Here is an 18,501-nt window from a genome sequence, read left to right on the forward strand (position 1 = left end):
ACGCATGGGGTGCTGCTAGCGAGCCGCCAATTTAAAGACATCAGACGTCTTATCTAGTGAGACCTAGAAGTGGGCTATAGCCTTTGAAGCCGTGAATCCGCTGTTATTTCAAAGGCGTTGGCCGAGGCACGCAGGGTAAACACCCAACTAGATTTGGGAAAAATAACGCGGTAGACTGTCGTCAGACAACATATTCAGACCTACTGGCGCGTCTCGCACTCACCTGTTGCGTCGCGCTGCATTCCACCAGGCCACATGGCCGACAGGGGAGACAAATCTTGACATCAGTTCTGACTGCCGCGCTCGACCCGCTGGAATCAGCGGTCGCGAAGGTGAAGCGCAACGTGTTGCCGCTTTTCCTGATCATGTTCATCGCGAACTATATCGACCGCGTGAACATCGGCTTCGTCAACGCGCACATGAAGACCGATCTCGGCATCGGCGCGGCAGCCTACGGTCTCGGCAGCGGGCTGTTCTTCATCGGCTACGCGCTGTTCGAAGTGCCGTCGAACGTGCTGATGCAGAAGTTCGGCGCGCGCGCGTGGCTCACGCGCATCATGGGCACGTGGGGGCTGGTGGCGGGCGCGATGGCGTTCGTGTGGAACGATACGTCGTTTTACGTGCTGCGGTTCCTGCTCGGCGTCGCCGAGGCGGGCTTCTTTCCCGGCGTCGTCTTTTACTTTACGCAGTGGCTGCCGCAAAAAGAACGCGGCAAGGCGATGGCGATCTTTCTGTCCGGCTCGGCGCTCGCGTCGGTGCTGTCCGGCCCGATCACCGGCTCGCTGCTGTCGATTCGCGGCCTCGGCCTGCAAGGCTGGCAGTGGATGTTCCTGATCGAAGGCGGGTTCTCGATCGTGCTGTGCATCGTCAGCTGGTTGCTGCTGAAGTCGCACATCCGCGACGCGCACTGGCTCACCGGCGAAGAACAGCGCGTGCTCGAACACTCGATCGCGGCCGAACAGGCCGAGCGCGAAGCGCAGGGCGGCGCGCATCTGCCGACGATGAAGCTGCTGAAGGACCCGCAGATCGCGCTGTTCTGCTTCCTGTACTTCGCGATCCAGCTGACGATCTACGCGGCCACTTTCTGGCTGCCCACGATCATCCGCAAGATGGGCGGCCTGTCCGATTTCGAGGTCGGCATGTTCAACGCGATTCCGTGGCTGATCGCGATGGTCGCGATGTATGGTTTCGCGGTCGTATCGGCGAAATGGCGTCATCAGCAGGGCTGGCTCGCGGTCGCGCTCGTCATCGCGGCGATCGGCCTGTTCGCATCGACATCGGGCAACCCGGTGTTCTCGTTCGTCGCGATCTGCTTCTCGGCGATCGGCTTCAAGGCGGCGTCGTCGCTGTTCTGGCCGATTCCGCAGGGCTACCTCGATGCGCGCGTCGCGGCCGGCGTGCTCGCGCTGATCAACTCGCTCGGCAACCTCGGCGGCTTCTTCGCGCCCGCTACCTTCGGCTATCTGCAGCAGCACACGGGGTCGATCACGGGCGGCTTGTACGGCCTCGGCGTCGCGTCGCTGCTCGCGGCTGCGGCCGGCTTCCTGACGCGCAACAAGCCCGGCAATCGCGAGCCGGCGCCCGAGTCGTTGCGCGGCAACGCGCATTGACTACACTGACGGCTCGTATGCGGCCGTCAGTTCTTCTGTATTCGAGTTTTCATCCGGTCCGGTCGAACGCGCACGCAGCGCGCGGCGGCTTCCGCCGGCCGGCTTACTTCATCACACAGGTGCTTTTCCCATGTCCACCAAACCTACCGAATCGAACGCCACGCCGGTCGTCACCGAGCTGCGCGTCGTGCCCGTCGCTGGCCGCGACAGCATGCTGATGAATCTGAGCGGCGCGCATGGTCCGTTCTTCACGCGCAACGTCGTGATCCTGCGCGACAGCGCGGGCCATACCGGTGTCGGCGAAGTGCCGGGCGGCGGGAACATCCGCAAGACGATCGACGACGCGCGGCCGTTCGTGGTCGGTCAGTCGATCGGCAATCTGCAAGCGATATTGAACCAGGTGCGCACGCAGTTCGCCGATCGCGACGCAGGCGGCCGCGGCTTGCAGACCTTCGACCTGCGCACGACGATTCACGCGGTCACCGCGCTCGAAGCGGCGCTACTGGACCTGCTCGGCCAGCATCTCGGCGTACCGGTCGCGGCGCTGCTCGGCGAAGGCCAGCAGCGCGACGAGGTGGAAATGCTCGGCTATCTGTTCTATATCGGCGATCGCAACAAGACCGATTTGCCGTATGCGGACAACGCCGACGCGCGTGATGACTGGGAGCGCGTGCGCACCGAAGAGGCCATGACGCCGGAAGCGGTCGTGCGTCTGGCCGAAGCCGCAAAGGCGCGCTACGGCTTCAACGACTTCAAGCTGAAGGGCGGCGTGCTGCCGGGTGACGCCGAGATCGAGGCGGTCACGGCGCTGGCCGAGCGCTTCCCCGAAGCGCGCGTGACGCTCGACCCGAACGGCGCGTGGTCGCTTGCCGAAGCGGTGCGCCTGTGCCGTGACAAGCACGACGTGCTCGCCTACGCGGAAGATCCGTGCGGCGCGGAGAATGGCTATTCGGGCCGCGAAGTGATGGCCGAGTTCCGCCGCGCGACCGGACTGCCGACGGCGACCAACATGATCGCGACCGACTGGCGTCAGATGGGTCACGCCATCCAACTGCAATCGGTGGACATTCCGCTCGCCGATCCGCATTTCTGGACCATGCAGGGCTCGGTGCGCGTCGCGCAGATGTGCAACGACTGGGGCCTCACGTGGGGCTCGCATTCGAACAACCACTTCGACATTTCGCTCGCGATGTTCACGCACGTCGCGGCCGCGGCGCCGGGCAAGATCACCGCGATCGATACGCACTGGATCTGGCAGGACGGTCAGTTCCTGACGCGCGATCCGCTGCGGATCGTCGGCGGCAAGGTCAAGGTGCCGCAGAAGCCGGGCCTCGGCATCGAGCTCGATATGGACGAACTCGAGAAGGCGCACGCTCTGTATCAGCAGCACGGCCTCGGCGCGCGCGACGACGGCGTTGCCATGCAATATCTGATTCCGAACTGGAAGTTCGATAACAAGCGTCCGTGTCTCGTGCGTTAAAGAGGATTTAACTCAATCGAAAGCCTGGCGGGCTGCACGAAAGGTGCGGTCCGCCAGGCTTTTTTTGTTTTCAGGCCGTCGACATCCTCGCTCGCCGCTCACGACTCATCAGACGTCAGTGCAGAGCTCTTAAGTAATTGTTTTTATTGATACAACGTAAACCCTAGTCGTCTGATGACGATTAAATCATTACGATGGCTTCACTGGAAAACGAATCGTGTCCGTGTTGCGGTGAGCGTCGGGGACGAGAAGTTTCCAGCCAGGTCTACATGTCTTTTTAGATTCGGGCCTTGGAGCAGCAAGCGGAAAACTGGCAATAAATCGAATCGCAGTCCTTCACATTAAAACGACCGATGCGCGTCTCGCATTTGTGCATATAACAATTGAGGAAAGACATGTCTGTGAAATTCACTCAGAGGAGAACAGCCGCTGCCGCAAGTGTTGTATTCATTCTGGCGGCGTGCGGTGGCAGTGATAGTCCGAACACAACGGCGGCTTCAACGCCAGCCCCACCGCAGACATCCACCATGCCATGGATGAATACGTCACTGTCTCCCGAAGCACGCGCGGCACTGCTTGTCCCCGCCATGGCGCTTGCCGATAAGGAAGAGCAATTGGCCGGTTCGAATCCCGGCATCCTGCCTGAATTGCCGCAGTGCTACGGTGCGCGGCACATTCTCGGCCTGACGAAGTACGCTATTCCGACGTTGCGCATCACCAATGGGCCCGTGGGTATCGGCCAGAACGATTGCGTTTCTCCGTCCGTTTCGGGCTTCGCCGCCTATACGGACTCCAGCTCCGCCAAGGCGACCGCTCTGCCTTCAGCCATCGCGATGGCGGCTTCGTTCGATCCTTCCGTAGCAACCCAGTTTGGCAACGTGGTTGGCGTCGAAGGAGGCAATCTGGCTCTGCACGTGTTCGAAGCGCCGGGTATGAACCTGGCAAGGTTGCCGGTGGGCGGACGCAACTTCGAGTACATGGGCGAGGACCCCTATCTCACCGGCACGATGGGTGTCGCCGAAATCCAGGCCGTGCAAGCGCACGGCATGATCGCGATGGCGAAGCACCTCGTGGCGAATGAGCAGGAAACGAATCGCATGACGATTCAGGAGAGCATCGACGACCAGACGTTGCACGAACTCTATATGCTGCCGTTCGAAATGGCGGTGAAGGCAGGCAACGTCGGCGCCGTCATGTGTTCGTACAACTCGGTGAATGGTTTTTCGATGTGCGAGCAGAAGCACATCCTGTCCGATGTGCTTCGCGGACAATGGGGCTTCAAGGGCTACGTGCAGTCGGACTTCTTTGCGGCGCACAGTACCGCGCCGACCCTTCTGGCAGGCATGGACAACGAAATGCCGCTGCCGCAGAACTGGTCGCCGGCAAATCTGAATGCGGCTTTGGCTTCGGGGCAGATTCAGACCTCGGACATCGACAATGCGCTGCTGCGCCGATACACGCAGATGTTCCGCGCGGGCATCTTCGATCGTCCCATTGCTCAGACCGCCATCAACGCGACGGCCGACGGTGCGGTCGCCAAGCAGATCGGTGAACAGTCGGCCGTGCTGCTGCAAAACAACGGGACGTTGCCGCTGAAAAAGACGGTTCGAAATGTCCTTGTGGTCGGCAAGACGACACAGGTCTATGCGCAGCAAGCTGTTGCCGGCGGCAGCTCGGTCGGCCACCCGATGGGTTCGGGCGGCGGCAGCTCCGACGTCGTCGCCTTGTACACCGTGACGCCGGTGCAGGGCATCAAGGACACGCTAGCGAACCTCGGCAATACCGGTGCTCAGGTTCATCTGGCGCTCGTCGACGACAACAATTCGACTGGCACGATCGACGGCGCGGCCGCAACCATCTCCGATGTCACGTCAGCGGCGACCGGCGCCGACGCTGTGATCTTCATGGCCGGCTCCATGTCGGAGGAAGGTGCCGACCAGGCGACCTTTACCGACTCGACGGGCCTGACGCTCGACACAGGCAAGTATCTGAATACGCTCGACTGGTATTCGCCGAAGTCGAGCTCGATCACCACCTCGAGTACCGCCAGGAACAGCAACACGCTCGCGTTGCTGCAGACCATCGTCGCGGCAAACAGCAACACCGTGCTCGTTCTGAAGGACAGTGCCGCCGAAGCGCTCGATCCGTCGTTCCTCACCGGCGGGACATCCGCCGCGAGCGCGATTCTCGAAACGTGGTTCCCCGGCCAGGAAGACGGGCACATCGTGGCGGATCTGCTGTGGGGCGTCGCGAATCCGTCGGGCAAGCTGCCTGTGACGTTCCCGCAGGTCGGCCAGGGCTTCATGGATTCGATTACGGCTTACCAATACCCGGGCGTGTCGGTCAACGGAAGCGCGACGGTCACCTACTCCGAAGCGCTCAATGTCGGCTACCGCTGGTACGACGCAATGGGCAAGACTCCGGCATTCCCATTCGGTTACGGTCTTTCGTACACGAGCTTCACGATTACCAACCCGACCGTCAGTACCGGAGCAAACGGCACGTACACGGTTAGCGCGGTCGTGAAGAACACGGGTTCCGTCGCGGGCGCCGAAGTTCCGCAGGTGTACGTTGCGCTGCCGACGTCGGCGGGAGAGCCGCCCAAGCGTCTGGTGGGATTCCAGAAGGTTAGTCTGAATGCAGGCGCAACGCAGACGGTGTCGATCTCGATCGACCCCGCCGCGCCGAATCATCCGCTCAGCACCTGGAGTAAAGATGCGCAGCAGTGGACGACTCCGACGGGTTCCTACACGGTGTATATCGGGAACTCGTCGCGCAGCTTGACGCTCGCGGGAACTATTACGAAATAAAGTCGAATAAAGCGCCAGAGTCTGATCAGGTTCGATGCTTGATCGGATCTGGCGTTACACACACCAACGAAAGTGGTCCGCTTAATGAAAGTACTATCACGACGGATGTTGGCACTTGTGCTCGGTGCAATGCTCTCCCTGACGACGAGTGCAACAGAGAAGCCCTTCGTCACGGTCAATGGCAAACCGGTTTCTCAGGCCGATGCCGATCTGTACATCGGACAGGCGCATGCGCAAGGATTTTCCGATTCCCCACAATTGACGGACCATGTGCGGGACGAACTGATCCGGCGCGAAGTTCTGTTCCAGCAGGCGCAGAAAACTGGCTTCGACCGCGACCCGGAAGTCGCGGCACGCGCCGAGGCCGCGCGGCAAAAGATTCTCGCGCAGGCGCAGGCGACGTGGGAGATCGAGATCGTCAGAGCGTACATGCAGGACTTTCTGAAAAAGAACCCTGTCAGTGACGATCAATTGAAGGCGATGTACAACGACATGAAAGCAAAAGGCGGAAGCACGCAATATAAAGTCCGCCATATCCTCGTCAAGGATGAAGGCCAGGCAAAAGACATCATCGCGAAGCTGAACGAGGGTGCGTCATTCGGCGACCTCGCAAAGGAATCGATCGATGCCGACACTCGATACAACGGCGGAGATCTGGGTTGGATAGCTTCCAGCAAGGTGGTCAAACCGTTTGCTGACGCGGTTTCGCATTTGCACAAGGGCGAATACACGCGCACGCCGGTCAAGACCGGATACGGTTTTCATGTGATCGAAGTCGATGACACTCGCCCCTTGCAGGTTCCGTCGTTCGAAGACATGAAGCCGATGCTGTACCAGCAGGCACAAGCGGAACTCGTCGACAGGATGGTGAAGAATCTTAGAGCGAAAGCCACCATTCAGTAAGCGGCCAAGTCACGTTCGTCATCCTTGGGATGCGATTGAGAGCCTGATGTGACGGCGTCGGGTCTCTTTGTCCAACCCATTTGCTCCCCGGTCTTTCATCCGGATCGGGGCGCTTTTTTTATTTGCCGCTCTTATTCGCGCACTCAGCTCTTGCGAAACACCACGTGCGAAATCCGTTGCACCAGCAGCGCGGCCGCGAGCGATGCCACCGCCGTCAGCCACACGCCCATATGAATCGACTGCACGAGGGCATCGCGCGCGCTATCGATCAGCGCGAGCGTATCGAGTCCCGACGACTTCATGTCCGCGATCAACTGCGTGCGCGATGCATCGTCGATCAGGATGCGCAGATCGACGAAACGCGGCCGCCATTGCGATGAGGCCGGCTCGCCGAGCACGCTCATCGTGCGCGTGACGACGTCGCGATAGTGATGCTGCACGACCGTCGCGACGATGCTGGTGCCGAGCATGCCGCCGACCATGCGGGTCGATTGCAGCAGTGCGGTGGTGATGCCGAAGCGCTCGCGTCCGGCGATCTCCTGGCCGAATACGTTCAGATTGTTCAGGATGAAGCCGAGGCCGATGCCGACCGCGCCCATCGGCAGCACGATGCGCAAGCGCGGCGTATTTGGATTCGCGAAAGCGAGCGCGATCGACGCGAACATCAGCAGCCCAAAACCGATGGTAAGAATGCGCGTGGGCTTCTTCATGTGAATCACGATGCGCGTGTTCAGCAGACTGCCGAGCGCGATGCACGCGGCGATCGGCGTCGCGAGCAAGCCGGCCTGCTGCGGCGACAGACCGAAGCCGCCTTGCAGCAGCAAAGGCGCGAAGAAGATCAGCGAGAACATCACGAAGCCGGACAGCATGCCGAGCGTGAATAGCGTGACGAGCTGCGCGTCCTTGAACAGATCGAGCGGAATGATCGGGTGCGTGGCTCGCTTTTCGCACTTGAAGAGCGCGACAGCACCGATGATCACGCACGCGCCGAGCACGAGATTGCCCAGCGTGAGGCCACTCTTCGGCACTGCTTCGATGAACGCCTGCAAACCGCCGAGCACGCACGCGACGAGCCCAGCGCCGAGCCAGTCGATCTTGACTTCGCCCTCCTGCGGCCGTCGGAAGTTCGGCAGATGGATCCAGACGAAATAGAGCGCGGCCGCGCCGACCGGCAGATTGATGAGAAACGTCGAGCGCCAGCCGAGGTGCTCGCTCATCCAGCCGCCGAGCGACGGACCCGTCGCCGTGCCGATGCCGTAGGTCGCGGCCAGCACGACCTGCCAGCGCACGCGGGTGCGCGGGTCGGGGAACAGATCGGGAATCGATGCGAACGCAGTGCCGACCATCATGCCGCCGCCGACGCCTTGCAGTCCGCGCGCGATCGCGAGAAACAGCATGCTATTGGCGAGGCCGCACAACACCGAAGCGACCGTGAACGTGATCACCGCGGCGATCACGAAGCGCTTGCGGCCGAAGTAGTCGCCGAGCCGCCCGAACACCGGCACCGTGACGACCGACGCGAGCAGGTACGCGCTCGCGATCCACGCGAAGTATTCGAAGCCGTGCAGCTCGGCGACGATCGACGGCAACGCGGTGCTGACGACGGTCTGGTCCAGCGCGACCAGCATATTGACAAGGCCGATGCCGAGCATCGCGTAAAGCGCGTGGCGAAACGGCAGGGCGGGGGCGGCGGGAACTGCGGCGGAACTGGCGGCGGGGGCGGTGGAATTCACGGATCGGGCAGAAGGGGGTTCGGGGTGGACGCTGCGCGGCGGACGGTCAGGCACCCGGCGATTGTACGCAAGTTGTCTGACGTCTTGACGATTATACGGGTTTCCCCTGGTCGAAACCATTCGTCGCGCGAAAAAACACGCTGCGACCTACGCTGCGCGCGCATGCATCCATCGTTCGGGTGTGCGCCAGCGTACTGGACGGCCCGCATGGTCTCGTCCGAACGTGGTAAGTTCGCTCGCGGAATATCCGATCCATGTATTTGAGGAGGGCCTCATCCTGCGTCACGTCATGGCTTGCCTGCTGAACACGGTCCGCGAAGCCTTGACGATCAGCGTCGGCGTGACAGCGGCCTGGCTAGGTGGCGCGCTGCTGCTCTACGCGCACGGCGCGGGCGCCGTCACCGACATCGATACTGGCACCGGCGCCGCGTCCGCTTCGGGAACCAACGCCGGCTTCGTCTCGCTGTATGGCGTGATCGACACGAGCGTCGAAATCACCGACCCCGGGTCGGGCTGGGTCGCGCGTATGGACTCCGGCGCATATCGCGGTTCGCGCGTCGGCCTGCATGGCGCGGAGCCGCTCGGCGGCGGCAACGCGATCGTGTTCACGCTCGAAAACGGCTTCGGCTCGACCGACGGCAGCCTGCAGGTGCCTGGCTCGATCTTCAATCGCCAGGCATGGATCGGCGCGAGCGGCGGCTGGGGCGAACTGCGCTTCGGCCGCCAGTATTCGCCAATCTATATTCCGTTCAAGGGCGATCTCGACGCGTTCGGCGCCGGCACGATCGCTTCGGGGCTCAACAACCTGTCGAAGATCACCCCATACGCGAACAATGCGGTTGCGTATCTGTCGCCGCGCATCGCCGGCTTTAGCGCGACGCTGATGATGGCGATGCGCGATCCGTCCGAGAAGGACGGCAACGGTATCGACGGCTATTACGTGACCGCGTCGTATCGGTTCGACCAGTTGCATCTGCTGTACGCCCGCCAGCAGACCCACGGTGCCGGTGCACTGCGCGCGAATCTCGGCGGCGCGAACTACGCCTTCGGCAAGCTGCGCGTGTGGCTGTCCTTTTTCAATGGCGATGGCGGCGCGCCGGCCTATCACGGCGCGGGCGGCTCGCTGTCGGCGCAGTACAGCTTTTCGAACAACGCGCGTGCGTCGCTCGGCTATGCGCACGTGCGCGACTACACGACGCCTGGCGGCAGCGCCGACCAGTTCAGCGCGGCATTCGAATACAGCATGTCGCCGACGCTGCTGCTGTACTTCAGCGCCGCGTATCTCGCGAATCACGACGACTCGAGCTTCACGCTGCGCGGCGTCAACGTGACCGGGCTGCCGGTCGCCTATCCGGGTGCGCCGGTGGCGGGTGTTCAATTCGGTGTGATCGAGCGGTTCTAGCGTGGATCGCAATACGTGATTAATTGGTATGTGTCGAATGCACTTTTGATGCGACTGCCAATTGACAAGAGTGTCGGGCGAGTCGGAATTGCAAAAGCGTCGCGAATAAAAAAAAGCCGACACAGTGTGTCGGCCTAAAGATTCTGGCATCCGAGGATGATGGCCAGAACCTGAGAGACATGGACCCGCAAAGCAGCGCCAGTGCGGTATTTCGGGGCGCCGCGATGCGCATCGACCTGCGTCGTGCTTTAACGTTAGCTTTCAGCACGAGACGATTGAGAGCGCGTTCCGCCGATTGCTCTTCCTTCGAATGTCGATCCAAACAAGCATGGCGTGGAGTATAGCGTCGTCAATAGCCTTTGTGGAACCGCACTTCGGCGAATTGGTTAATGCACTTTTCCTGATGTTCAACGTCGTATGGTTGGATTTACATAATGCGCAGATTCAACGGGAGCACGCCCGCGCGCTGACACGGTTCCGATAGAACAGGAAACGGGGTAGTGGCGCTATGCTAGCGGTTTCGTCTACTCGAGGAGCGACCGATGACCCAACACGCAGGTTCGATGATCACGTTCAACCGTCCCGACGGCAAGCAACTACAGGGCTATCTCGCGAAGCCGGAAAAAACCGCTGGCGCGCCCGCAATCGTCGTGATCCAGGAATGGTGGGGCTTGAACGACCAGATTCGCGGCGTCGCCGATCGCCTCGCGAAAGCCGGCTACTTTGCGCTCGTGCCCGATCTGTATCGCGGCAAGTCGACGGTCGAAGAGGACGAGGCGCACCATCTGATGAGCGGCCTCGATTTCGGCGATGCCGCAACGCAGGATGTGCGCGGCGCGGTCCAGTATCTGCAGCAGCACGCTGCGAAGGTTGGCGTGACCGGCTATTGCATGGGTGGCGCGCTGACGTTCCTCGCGCTGTGCAACGTGCCCGAACTGGCGGCCGGTGTCGTCTGGTATGGCTTCCCGCCGCTCGACTATCTCGACGCGTCGAAGATCAAGGTTCCGGTGATGGGCCACTGGGGTCAGCAGGACGAGTTCTTCGCCGCCGACACCGTCGACGCGCTCGAAAAGAAACTCACCGACGCGAAGGTCGACATCGAGTTTCATCGTTATCTGGCGCGTCACGCGTTCGCGAACGAAACGGCGGTTGGGTCGGGCCGCATTGCGAAGACGCAATACGATCCGGTCTGGGCGCAACAGGCATGGGATCGTACGCTGACGTTCTTTGGCCGCACACTTTGGAAATGAGTTGGTGAATGGCGGAAGCGGAGCCGCGCTGTTTTTTCTGCAGCGCGGCCGTTTTCTTATGCAGCCTTTTCCGAGTTTGCGAGGTGCGCTTCAAACCCTGCGTGTTCAATGGCGTTGCCAACATGGCGGATGTAGACTATTTGATTTGGCGCAAACGTAGTTTTCCTTATCGGATGCGTCTATCGAGAATTGCATTTGAAAGCAAAGCCAACATAAAATGCTAAACGGTATTGGAATCCTCGGTTAAGTTGTAGAGCAGCACTTAACTCGGCAGACGGTGTCCGTTCATTTCGTTGTTCGGGACTTGAAAGCATCATTCCCCCGGTCGGGAGCGGGCGACATCTTCGCTGACATTGTCTGACCGGTCGAGCACCGGCAAATACAGTTAAGTACCTACCTAATACCCAAGGTGAAATTCGCGAGCCCGAGGCAACACGCAGGGCGGCGAGCGTCCGGGCCAACGGCCGGCTACGACGTGTCGTTGAGGTTGACGCTTGCGTCGGGATATTCTGGGATATAATACGAAAATGAATACGATTGCGATCCTAGGCCGAGTGACTTCCGGCGAACTTCAGGAACTGGACGGCAGTGATTTTCCGGCTCAGGTAGCGGCAGAGACACGCAAACTGATCAACCGGGGAGTGCTTGCACCCGGTTTCCAACTACGACAGTCCGATCTTGCCGAGCGCTTCGGAATTAGCCGAGTGCCCGTGCGTGAGGCGCTGAAACTGCTGGCCGCTGAAGGCATCATTGAACACGATCCAAATCGTGGGTTCTTTGTCGCCCAACTGTCGAGCGACGAAGCGCGGCAACTATATCGGATGCGGCAACTGCTTGAAGCCGAATTGCTGATGACCATCGAATGGCCGACGCCCGCGCAGATGAAGCAACTCAAGGCAATGCTCGCGGATCTGGAGCATTTGCTCGGTGCGGGTAATCGCGAAGGCTGGATCGAGCAACACCGCGCATTCCACGACATGATTTTCGATCTCTCACCGAACAAGGTGCTTAAGCGCGAAGTGCTGCGATTGATGCGATTGACCGATCGCTATCGTGCATTGGCCGCAGATATCTCAGCGAACCCTGAACACCGCAACGCGAATATCGAGGCGCGGTTGGTGAAGGCGTTGCAGAGTAAGGATAAAGACTTGCTGCTCGCGACTTACGAAAAGGGCCGATCAATTGTTTTGAGCGGCTTGATGGCGGTGCTTGCGGCCAGAGAGACCTGATCGATAGATGGGGCGCCAACGGTGCCCCTTTTTTTCATCTACAGCCGGTATCGTGCAACGTGTTTGTCATTTGACGCCCACGCGAAGACTCCTGCCAAATTGCTAAATTAGTCGGACCCCCAGTTCGAGATCCAAAGCATGTCGTGGAAATCGACGGCCTTATTGGTTTGAAATTCACCGTAGGAACCCTGCGAATACAGTAGCGGGGTCTTTGCGTCTGTATTAATGGCGGTTCCCAACACGTGGCCAAAAATTACGGCATGCGTGCCGATTTCGACGATACGTTCGACGCTGCAATCGAAATTCACCATCGCCGTGGCCAACGCCGGGGCGCCGGACCTGATGCGATTCCACGTGCCGGCCTGGAATTTTTCCTCAGGCGAGATAGGGCGAGAAAACCGTTGTGCCAATTCTTGCTCGCTGCGCGCTAGCACATTGACGACGAAATGACCGGTCGCCTGCACGTGTGCCAACGAGGAATTCGCGCGATTGATGCAGACGAGCAGGATAGGGGGCGCAGCACTCACGGATGTCACGGCGGTTGCTGTCATACCAGCAAGTGGACCGTCAGCGTCAGAACCGGTGGTAATCAAACACACGTGCCCGGTGAGACTGCGCATGGCGCGCCTAAATTCAGATTCTTCGATGCTCATTTGCGCCCCCAGGTCATCATAATTTGGTGACACTAAAAGAAACACGGGTGGCGTCCCAAAGACGGCCGCCCGTGAGAGAGACTCGCACCTCTCAGCTGGTTACTGGTCCCAGCCGAAGATACTGAGCGTGCTTTCACCTGTCTCGAGCCGTTTCAACTGCTGTGCTTCTGCGGCCTCACGTGCTTCCGACGCTGCGATAGCGGTTGCGACCTGCTCGCGCGGAATGCAGACGACACCATCTTCGTCGCCGACGATCAGGTCACCTGCATTGACGGTCACGTCGTCGAGTCGGATCGGTGCGTTGATCCAGCCACGGGCGCCAAAATCTTTTCCGGTGCCACGGATACAAAGTCCTCGGGCGAAAACTGGGAACCCGATCTCGGACAGCAGTCGCTGATCACGAACACACGCGTTGATGACGAGACCTGCAAGCCCGCGAACCTTTGAAGCCGTTGACATGATCTCACCCCAGTACCCATGCTCATACGCTTCGCTTACAGAGACGACCAGCACATCGCCCGGTTGTGCGGCGTAGATCGCCCGGTGCAACCACAGGTTGTCGCCACCCGGCGAATGGACGGTCACAGCAGGGCCACACACCTTGAAACCCGGTGCCACAGGGTGGATTGCAGCCGGCAGCGCACCGATCTTTCCAGCCGCTTCATGCAGCGTGGCAGACGGCAGTTTGCCAGCCGCCTTGATTAGTTCGGGGTCCGGACGTTGAATGTCGAGGCGTGTCGTCTCTCCCGGGTTCAAGCGCGGGCCGGTCATGCCTTGCTCCCGGTGGTGCGCGTTTGCAATTGATGGTACTTGAACTGCTTGCGCGCTTCGTCGAGGCGCATGCCCGACGCGACTGCTGCACGAATGGCTTTTTCTGCTGCGTCGATTTCTTCCGCAGCGGCGAGCACACGCTCTTCGTGTTCTTTGGGAATCGAAATAACGCCATCGGCATCACCGCGTAGCAGGTCACCCGGAGCAACACGGACGTCGCCGATGTTGACCGGCACGTTCGTGGCTTCGACTTGCACGCGATCCTTGCCAGTGCGCATCCAGTTGTCCCTGGAGAACACCGGATAACCGAGCGACAGGCAGAGATGGACGTCGCGGTTGATGCCGTCGATCACCGTGCCGGCGATGCCGCGACGGTGTGCGATTTCGGTCAGGATGTCGCCCCAAACGGTGGCATCGGTGCGACCGCCGTTGTCGAGAACAATCACGCTGCCGGGCGGCACGTCGTCGATGAAGTCGCCGACCGTGCCTGCGGGAGAAGCAGCCGGGCCGTAGAGGATCGTGAATGCACGACCAGCCATGCGGAAGGACGGGGCACGGGGCTTGATGCGGCTGCACTGGCCGTTGAGACCCAGACGATCGAGAGCGTCGCTGAGTGTTGCCGTTTCGAGTTTTGCTGCACGAGCAACGTTCTTGTCTTGTTCGATTTCGGACATGACTAATCCTTAAGCATGAATTCGTAGTTGCCGCCCATCACTTCGTGGATGGGGGTGCCTGCCAGAACAGCCTTCGCCATCAGGGCTTCACGGGCCACGATCGACTCGGCGGTTTCGATCACGCGTGCAACGTTGGCCGCGCTGATGAAGATCACGGCGCTGCTGTCGGCGATCACATAATCACCGGCTTCGACGGCGGTACCGAAGACCTCGACCGGAACGTTGACGCCCTTCTCGACGATGCGACCGCGGGCAGTGCGGGCGGTGAACGCGTTCGCGAACACCGGCAGATCCATCTCGCGGGATTCGTCGATATCACGGACCGGGCCGTCGGCGATCACGCCAGCGATGCCGCGAACCTTGGCGCCCAACGAGAGGATGCCGCCCCACGAACCGGCTTCGACGCCCGTGCGCTGCTCGACAACGATCACGTCGTCGGCGCCGCCGAGTTCGATCGCGGTGGTGCCGAGGTGACGCGGCGGGCCCGGAGGCGGATCGCCAACACCGAGTTTCATCGTGATCACGCGACCTGCGATCCGCCTCGTGCCCGAAGCCTGCAGCACACCGCTGACGACGCCGGTCAGACCGAGTTTGTCCAGCGCATCCGAGACGGCACAGCAGTCCAATCGCCGAAGGCGGTGGACGTATTCGTCTTTGCTTTTCATATCTTTGCTAATCCTTATTGCTGGTCCGGCGATTTCCAGTAGACGAAACCCATCGCGTTGCCGGTGCCGGCTTCGCTGCGATAGCACGGCACGTAATCGACCACCGTCATGTCGAAGCCGATTTCGTCCATCACGCCAGCGACCGGAATCCAGTTCTTGATTTCCGACGTGCCTGCCTGGAAGATCGCTTCATCAAGTTCGAAGACCGGCGAGAAATCATGGTTCTTCATCGCGCTCAGGACCAACTGGTCGACGCGCTCGTCGATCACGAAGTGCGTCAGACCGCCCGAGGCGATGACGGCAACGCGTGCATCCGTGTCCCACGACTGGATAGCGCGACCGATCGAGCGACCGAACGCGTGGCAGCGGGCAACGGTCGGTTGGTTCGGCGGGTAGAACGTGTTGACGAGCACCGGCACGGTCGGGATCACCTGATCCTTCATCAACTGACGGAACACGAACCCGAACGCGTGCGGCGTTTCGGTTTCCGACAGACGCTGAAGGGCTGCGACGTCGAACTGATCGTTCATCGCGGTCTTGATGATGTGCTTCGCGAGTTCGGGGACGCCGGAGTAACTCGCGGTATCCGGCATATAGCCCGGCATCGCGTGACGCACACCCGGGGGCATCGTCTGAAGTTTCTCGTGGCTGATCATGTTGTTCACGATCGTCGGGCCACACATCACGCTGAGTGCAGGGATGCAGTCGGTATCGAAGATTTCCATCTGATCGTTGCCGACGATCACGACGACGTCGGGCTTCGCTTCAGCGAGAACCCGCGCCATCTCCTCAATGGCTGCGAGACACTGGGCGTGCCTGGCTTTCCATACGTCGAGCGTGATCTGTTTCCCGAGGTTCTCGGCACGCCGATAATCAACGAGTTCATCGAAGGACCACTCACGGCCCTCGAAGTGATGCTTACTCAGTCGGTCATCGGGTACACGAGCGCCCCAGGTTTCAGGCGGCGTCACGAGCATGGGACCGTGCGATGTCCCCATTCCCAGTACGATTTTTGCCATGGTTTCGAGTCCTGTGGGCGCCGGGAATTATTCGTAATCCGCGAGGTCGAGCTTGAAGAAGTCGCGGGCATTGCCGAAGAAGATCTTGTCCTTCTCCTCCTGCGACAGCCAGTCGAAGCCCTGGATGTACGGCTTGATGTCGTCGAACGTGCGGCCCGTATCCGGATTGATCGCCGAGCCGACGCCAGGGCACTCGGCACCGAACAGGCAGCGATCGGCACCCACGGTCTTGATCAGCAGGCGCAGCGACTCTTCCGAGTAGAGCACGGTGTCGTAATACAGGTTGCGCATACCTTCGAGGAAGTTGCGGCCGGCGCGTGCCCCACCCGACTGGAAGCGACCGATCTGATATGGGATCGAGCCGCCGCCGTGCGAGATCATGATCTTCAGCTTCGGGAAGTCCTTGAACACGTTCGAGTTGACGAGGTTGAACACCGCGATCGTTTCTTCATTGATGAAGTGAACGGTGTAGGGCGAGCGAGCCGAATGTGAACCCGTAGCGTGGATGTGCGCCGGAATGTCGAGTTCGCACAGCTTTTCGTACAGCGGATACCAGTAGCGCTCACCCAGCCCCGGGGCTTCGCTGCCGCTGTTTTCGAACGGATCGGGGTTGAGCAGCACGCCCTTGAAGCCGAGTTCCTTCACGCCGCGTTCGAGTTCCGGCAGCACGGTTTCGATCGGGTCACCCGCAACTTGCGGCAGGCCGCCGACGCCGATAAAGCGCTTCGGCAGCAGCTTGACCGTGCGCGAGATGATGTTGTTCGTTTCTTCGGTGAACCAGTGTACGAGTTTGCCCGGCTTCTGGCTGTGCATCATCTGGAACGGCCGCGGCGACAGCAGCTGGACGTTCGTGCCCACGCGATCGAGCATGTCGAGATGGCCGACCGGCGCCATTTCCTTCTTGTTGGCGTAGTGCAGGATCTCTTCGTCCGTCACTTCCGGCATCCTGCGACCATGCTCGCCGCGATGCGAGAGGATGTGTGCCTTGTAGACCCAGAGTTCGGCGGGCGCGCTGACGTGACCGTGGCAATCGATAATCACTTACTTGTCTCCTTGACTTAACGTGAGATGTGGGCGACGTCGTCGCCCGGTGTTCTACTTACAGATCGAGGACGAGACGGTCGCCCTTACAGCCAGAACAGCAAATGATCATCGTGTTGTTCGCAGCCTTTTCGGGCTCCGACAGAATGGCATCGCGGTGATCCGGCTGCCCTTCGAGCACGCGGACTTCACACGCGCCGCACACGCCTTCTTCACAGGAATAGGAAATGGGGATTCCCGCGTCGCGCACGACGTTGAGAATCGTCTTGCCCTGCGGGACCGTCAGGGTTTTTCCGCTCTTGCGCAATTCGATGACGAAGTTTCCATCGAGCGCGGCTTCCTGTTTCGCGGAGAAGTATTCGACGTGAACCTGTTCCTGAGGCAGCGATGCACACGCGGCTTCGAACGCCTCGAGCATCGGGCCGGGGCCGCAGCAGTAGAAGTGAGCGGTAGACGGTTCGTTCTTGACGACGTCCGCGATGTTGAGGAATGTGCCGGCCTCGGCATCGACGTGAACCAGCGCGCCTTCGAAGCTTTTCAATTCCTCGGCAAATGCGACGTCGACGCGTTCACGGCACGAGTAATAGATACGCGGCGATTGGCCGAGCTCTTTCAGACGACGGGCCATACACAGAATAGGTGTAATCCCGATGCCGCCCGCGACCAGGACGGTGTGCGCGGCATCTTCATTGAGCGGGAAGTTGTTGCGAGGTGCTTCGATCTGGATGAGATCGCCGACACGCATCGTTTCGTGCATATAGCGCGAGCCGCCGCGCGACTGCGGATCGAGTTTGACGCCGACCACGTACGAACGCTGTGTCAGGCTGTTGCTGTATTCCAATAGCGAGTACTGACGGGTCAGGCCGTTCGGCAAAACGACTCCGACGTGAGCACCCGGTTCTGCCCCGGGCAGGAGGTTGCCCTCGGGGTCTTCGAACGTGAAGGCCAGCGTGTTCCGGGCCAGATAGTTGATCGCCGTCAAACGCAGGGTCATCACTTCATTCAGTTGTTCACTCATGTCACCTCCAAAATCGTAGAACGCGGGGAACCGCGCAAACGGCGCGCAAGAATCACACATCACGCTTCCTTGTTTAAAAACCTCTGACGTCAGAATCACGGGGCACTGAAAGTTCCGTGGGCCGTTTGACGCGTAATTCTTTTTTGCATATTATTTGGCCTGACCAGAAAAAAGTCAAAGCCTCTTCGGCGCAGAGTCTGGCGGAAGCTGTAGCGACTTCGTTTCTGAGGAAAACAGGCGACA

At 60.4% G+C, this 18,501-nt stretch carries 15 protein-coding genes; 7 read left to right on the top strand and 8 right to left on the bottom strand.

Features of this window, described 5'->3' with window-relative positions; translation table 11 throughout:
• Positions 1–278 precede the first annotated feature (278 nt).
• The 4 genes from QFZ91_RS39830 to QFZ91_RS39845 all read left to right on the top strand — a co-directional run bounded on the left by QFZ91_RS39830 (position 279) and on the right by QFZ91_RS39845 (position 6,803).
• The gene (locus tag QFZ91_RS39830) at positions 279–1,610 is read left to right on the top strand and encodes an MFS transporter (protein WP_176126371.1); all 1,332 of its coding nucleotides are present in this window, start codon (positions 279–281) and stop codon (positions 1,608–1,610) included.
• A 130-nt stretch (positions 1,611–1,740) separates the two neighbouring features.
• Complete coding sequence (gene gudD, locus QFZ91_RS39835; RefSeq protein ID WP_429570650.1) at positions 1,741–3,090, top strand: glucarate dehydratase; 1,350 nt, start codon at positions 1,741–1,743, stop codon at positions 3,088–3,090.
• 536 nt (positions 3,091–3,626) lie between these two features.
• Entirely contained in the window at positions 3,627–5,900 is a 2,274-nt protein-coding gene (locus QFZ91_RS39840) for a beta-glucosidase (protein WP_429570651.1), read from the top strand.
• A 72-nt stretch (positions 5,901–5,972) separates the two neighbouring features.
• Positions 5,973–6,803: a peptidylprolyl isomerase gene (locus QFZ91_RS39845; RefSeq protein WP_429570652.1), complete on the top strand. Its 831-nt coding sequence runs from the start codon at positions 5,973–5,975 to the stop codon at positions 6,801–6,803.
• 143 nt (positions 6,804–6,946) lie between these two features.
• On the opposite strand, the gene QFZ91_RS39850 is transcribed toward QFZ91_RS39845, so the two are convergent.
• Positions 6,947–8,455 carry an MFS transporter gene (locus tag QFZ91_RS39850; protein ID WP_429570967.1) on the bottom strand — a complete coding sequence of 503 codons (1,509 nt, stop codon included), beginning with the start codon at positions 8,453–8,455 and terminating at the stop codon, positions 6,947–6,949.
• A gap of 370 nt (positions 8,456–8,825) precedes the next feature.
• Here QFZ91_RS39850 and QFZ91_RS39855 point away from each other — a divergent pair, with 370 nt between their 5' ends.
• The 3 genes from QFZ91_RS39855 (at position 8,826) to QFZ91_RS39865 (ending at position 12,417) form a co-directional block, all read left to right on the top strand.
• Positions 8,826–9,938 (top strand): porin, encoded by a 1,113-nt coding sequence (locus QFZ91_RS39855; RefSeq protein ID WP_429570653.1) that lies wholly within the window; start codon positions 8,826–8,828, stop codon positions 9,936–9,938.
• A gap of 542 nt (positions 9,939–10,480) precedes the next feature.
• Complete coding sequence (locus QFZ91_RS39860; RefSeq protein ID WP_429570654.1) at positions 10,481–11,188, top strand: dienelactone hydrolase family protein; 708 nt, start codon at positions 10,481–10,483, stop codon at positions 11,186–11,188.
• A gap of 527 nt (positions 11,189–11,715) precedes the next feature.
• Positions 11,716–12,417, top strand: coding sequence for a GntR family transcriptional regulator (locus QFZ91_RS39865; protein WP_176125414.1), 702 nt, complete (start codon positions 11,716–11,718; stop codon positions 12,415–12,417).
• Positions 12,418–12,524: 107 nt separating this feature from the next.
• Here QFZ91_RS39865 and QFZ91_RS39870 read toward each other — a convergent pair whose 3' ends face one another.
• The 7 genes from QFZ91_RS39870 to QFZ91_RS39900 form a co-directional block, all read right to left on the bottom strand.
• Positions 12,525–13,070 (bottom strand): flavin reductase family protein, encoded by a 546-nt coding sequence (locus QFZ91_RS39870; RefSeq protein ID WP_429570655.1) that lies wholly within the window; start codon positions 13,068–13,070, stop codon positions 12,525–12,527.
• Positions 13,071–13,169: 99 nt separating this feature from the next.
• Positions 13,170–13,841: a 4-carboxy-4-hydroxy-2-oxoadipate aldolase/oxaloacetate decarboxylase gene (locus QFZ91_RS39875; protein ID WP_429570656.1), complete on the bottom strand. Its 672-nt coding sequence runs from the start codon at positions 13,839–13,841 to the stop codon at positions 13,170–13,172.
• Complete coding sequence (locus tag QFZ91_RS39880) at positions 13,838–14,515, bottom strand: RraA family protein (protein ID WP_429570657.1); 678 nt, start codon at positions 14,513–14,515, stop codon at positions 13,838–13,840. The genes QFZ91_RS39875 and QFZ91_RS39880 overlap by 4 nt, the downstream gene beginning before the upstream one ends.
• 2 nt (positions 14,516–14,517) lie before the next feature.
• A complete protein-coding gene (locus tag QFZ91_RS39885; RefSeq protein WP_429570658.1) occupies positions 14,518–15,180 on the bottom strand; it encodes an RraA family protein in 663 nt (220 codons plus the stop codon).
• 14 nt (positions 15,181–15,194) lie between these two features.
• Positions 15,195–16,199 (bottom strand): protocatechuate 3,4-dioxygenase, encoded by a 1,005-nt coding sequence (locus tag QFZ91_RS39890; RefSeq protein WP_176125418.1) that lies wholly within the window; start codon positions 16,197–16,199, stop codon positions 15,195–15,197.
• 27 nt (positions 16,200–16,226) lie between these two features.
• Complete coding sequence (locus QFZ91_RS39895; protein ID WP_176125419.1) at positions 16,227–17,240, bottom strand: amidohydrolase family protein; 1,014 nt, start codon at positions 17,238–17,240, stop codon at positions 16,227–16,229.
• A gap of 58 nt (positions 17,241–17,298) precedes the next feature.
• Positions 17,299–18,258 (bottom strand): PDR/VanB family oxidoreductase, encoded by a 960-nt coding sequence (locus tag QFZ91_RS39900; protein ID WP_176125476.1) that lies wholly within the window; start codon positions 18,256–18,258, stop codon positions 17,299–17,301.
• Positions 18,259–18,501 lie beyond the last annotated feature (243 nt).

The sequence above is a fragment of the Paraburkholderia sp. JPY419 genome, from assembly GCF_050435705.1.
GTDB lineage: Bacteria > Pseudomonadota > Gammaproteobacteria > Burkholderiales > Burkholderiaceae > Paraburkholderia > Paraburkholderia youngii.

What these genes read in the sequence shown, in the direction of transcription:
- QFZ91_RS39860 (WP_429570654.1), top strand. Translation starts at nt 10,481, where the DNA reads ATGACCCAACACGCAGGTTCGATGATCACGTTCAACCGTCCCGACGGC.
- QFZ91_RS39840 (WP_429570651.1), top strand. Translation starts at nt 3,627, where the DNA reads ATGAATACGTCACTGTCTCCCGAAGCACGCGCGGCACTGCTTGTCCCC.
- QFZ91_RS39880 (WP_429570657.1), bottom strand. Translation starts at nt 14,515, where the DNA reads ATGTCCGAAATCGAACAAGACAAGAACGTTGCTCGTGCAGCAAAACTC.
- QFZ91_RS39875 (WP_429570656.1), bottom strand. Translation starts at nt 13,841, where the DNA reads ATGACCGGCCCGCGCTTGAACCCGGGAGAGACGACACGCCTCGACATT.
- gudD (WP_429570650.1), top strand. Translation starts at nt 1,741, where the DNA reads ATGTCCACCAAACCTACCGAATCGAACGCCACGCCGGTCGTCACCGAG.
- QFZ91_RS39855 (WP_429570653.1), top strand. Translation starts at nt 8,826, where the DNA reads ATGGCTTGCCTGCTGAACACGGTCCGCGAAGCCTTGACGATCAGCGTC.
- QFZ91_RS39850 (WP_429570967.1), bottom strand. Translation starts at nt 8,455, where the DNA reads ATGCTCGGCATCGGCCTTGTCAATATGCTGGTCGCGCTGGACCAGACC.
- QFZ91_RS39865 (WP_176125414.1), top strand. Translation starts at nt 11,716, where the DNA reads ATGAATACGATTGCGATCCTAGGCCGAGTGACTTCCGGCGAACTTCAG.
- QFZ91_RS39870 (WP_429570655.1), bottom strand. Translation starts at nt 13,070, where the DNA reads ATGAGCATCGAAGAATCTGAATTTAGGCGCGCCATGCGCAGTCTCACC.
- QFZ91_RS39900 (WP_176125476.1), bottom strand. Translation starts at nt 18,258, where the DNA reads ATGAGTGAACAACTGAATGAAGTGATGACCCTGCGTTTGACGGCGATC.
- QFZ91_RS39890 (WP_176125418.1), bottom strand. Translation starts at nt 16,199, where the DNA reads ATGGCAAAAATCGTACTGGGAATGGGGACATCGCACGGTCCCATGCTC.
- QFZ91_RS39885 (WP_429570658.1), bottom strand. Translation starts at nt 15,180, where the DNA reads ATGAAAAGCAAAGACGAATACGTCCACCGCCTTCGGCGATTGGACTGC.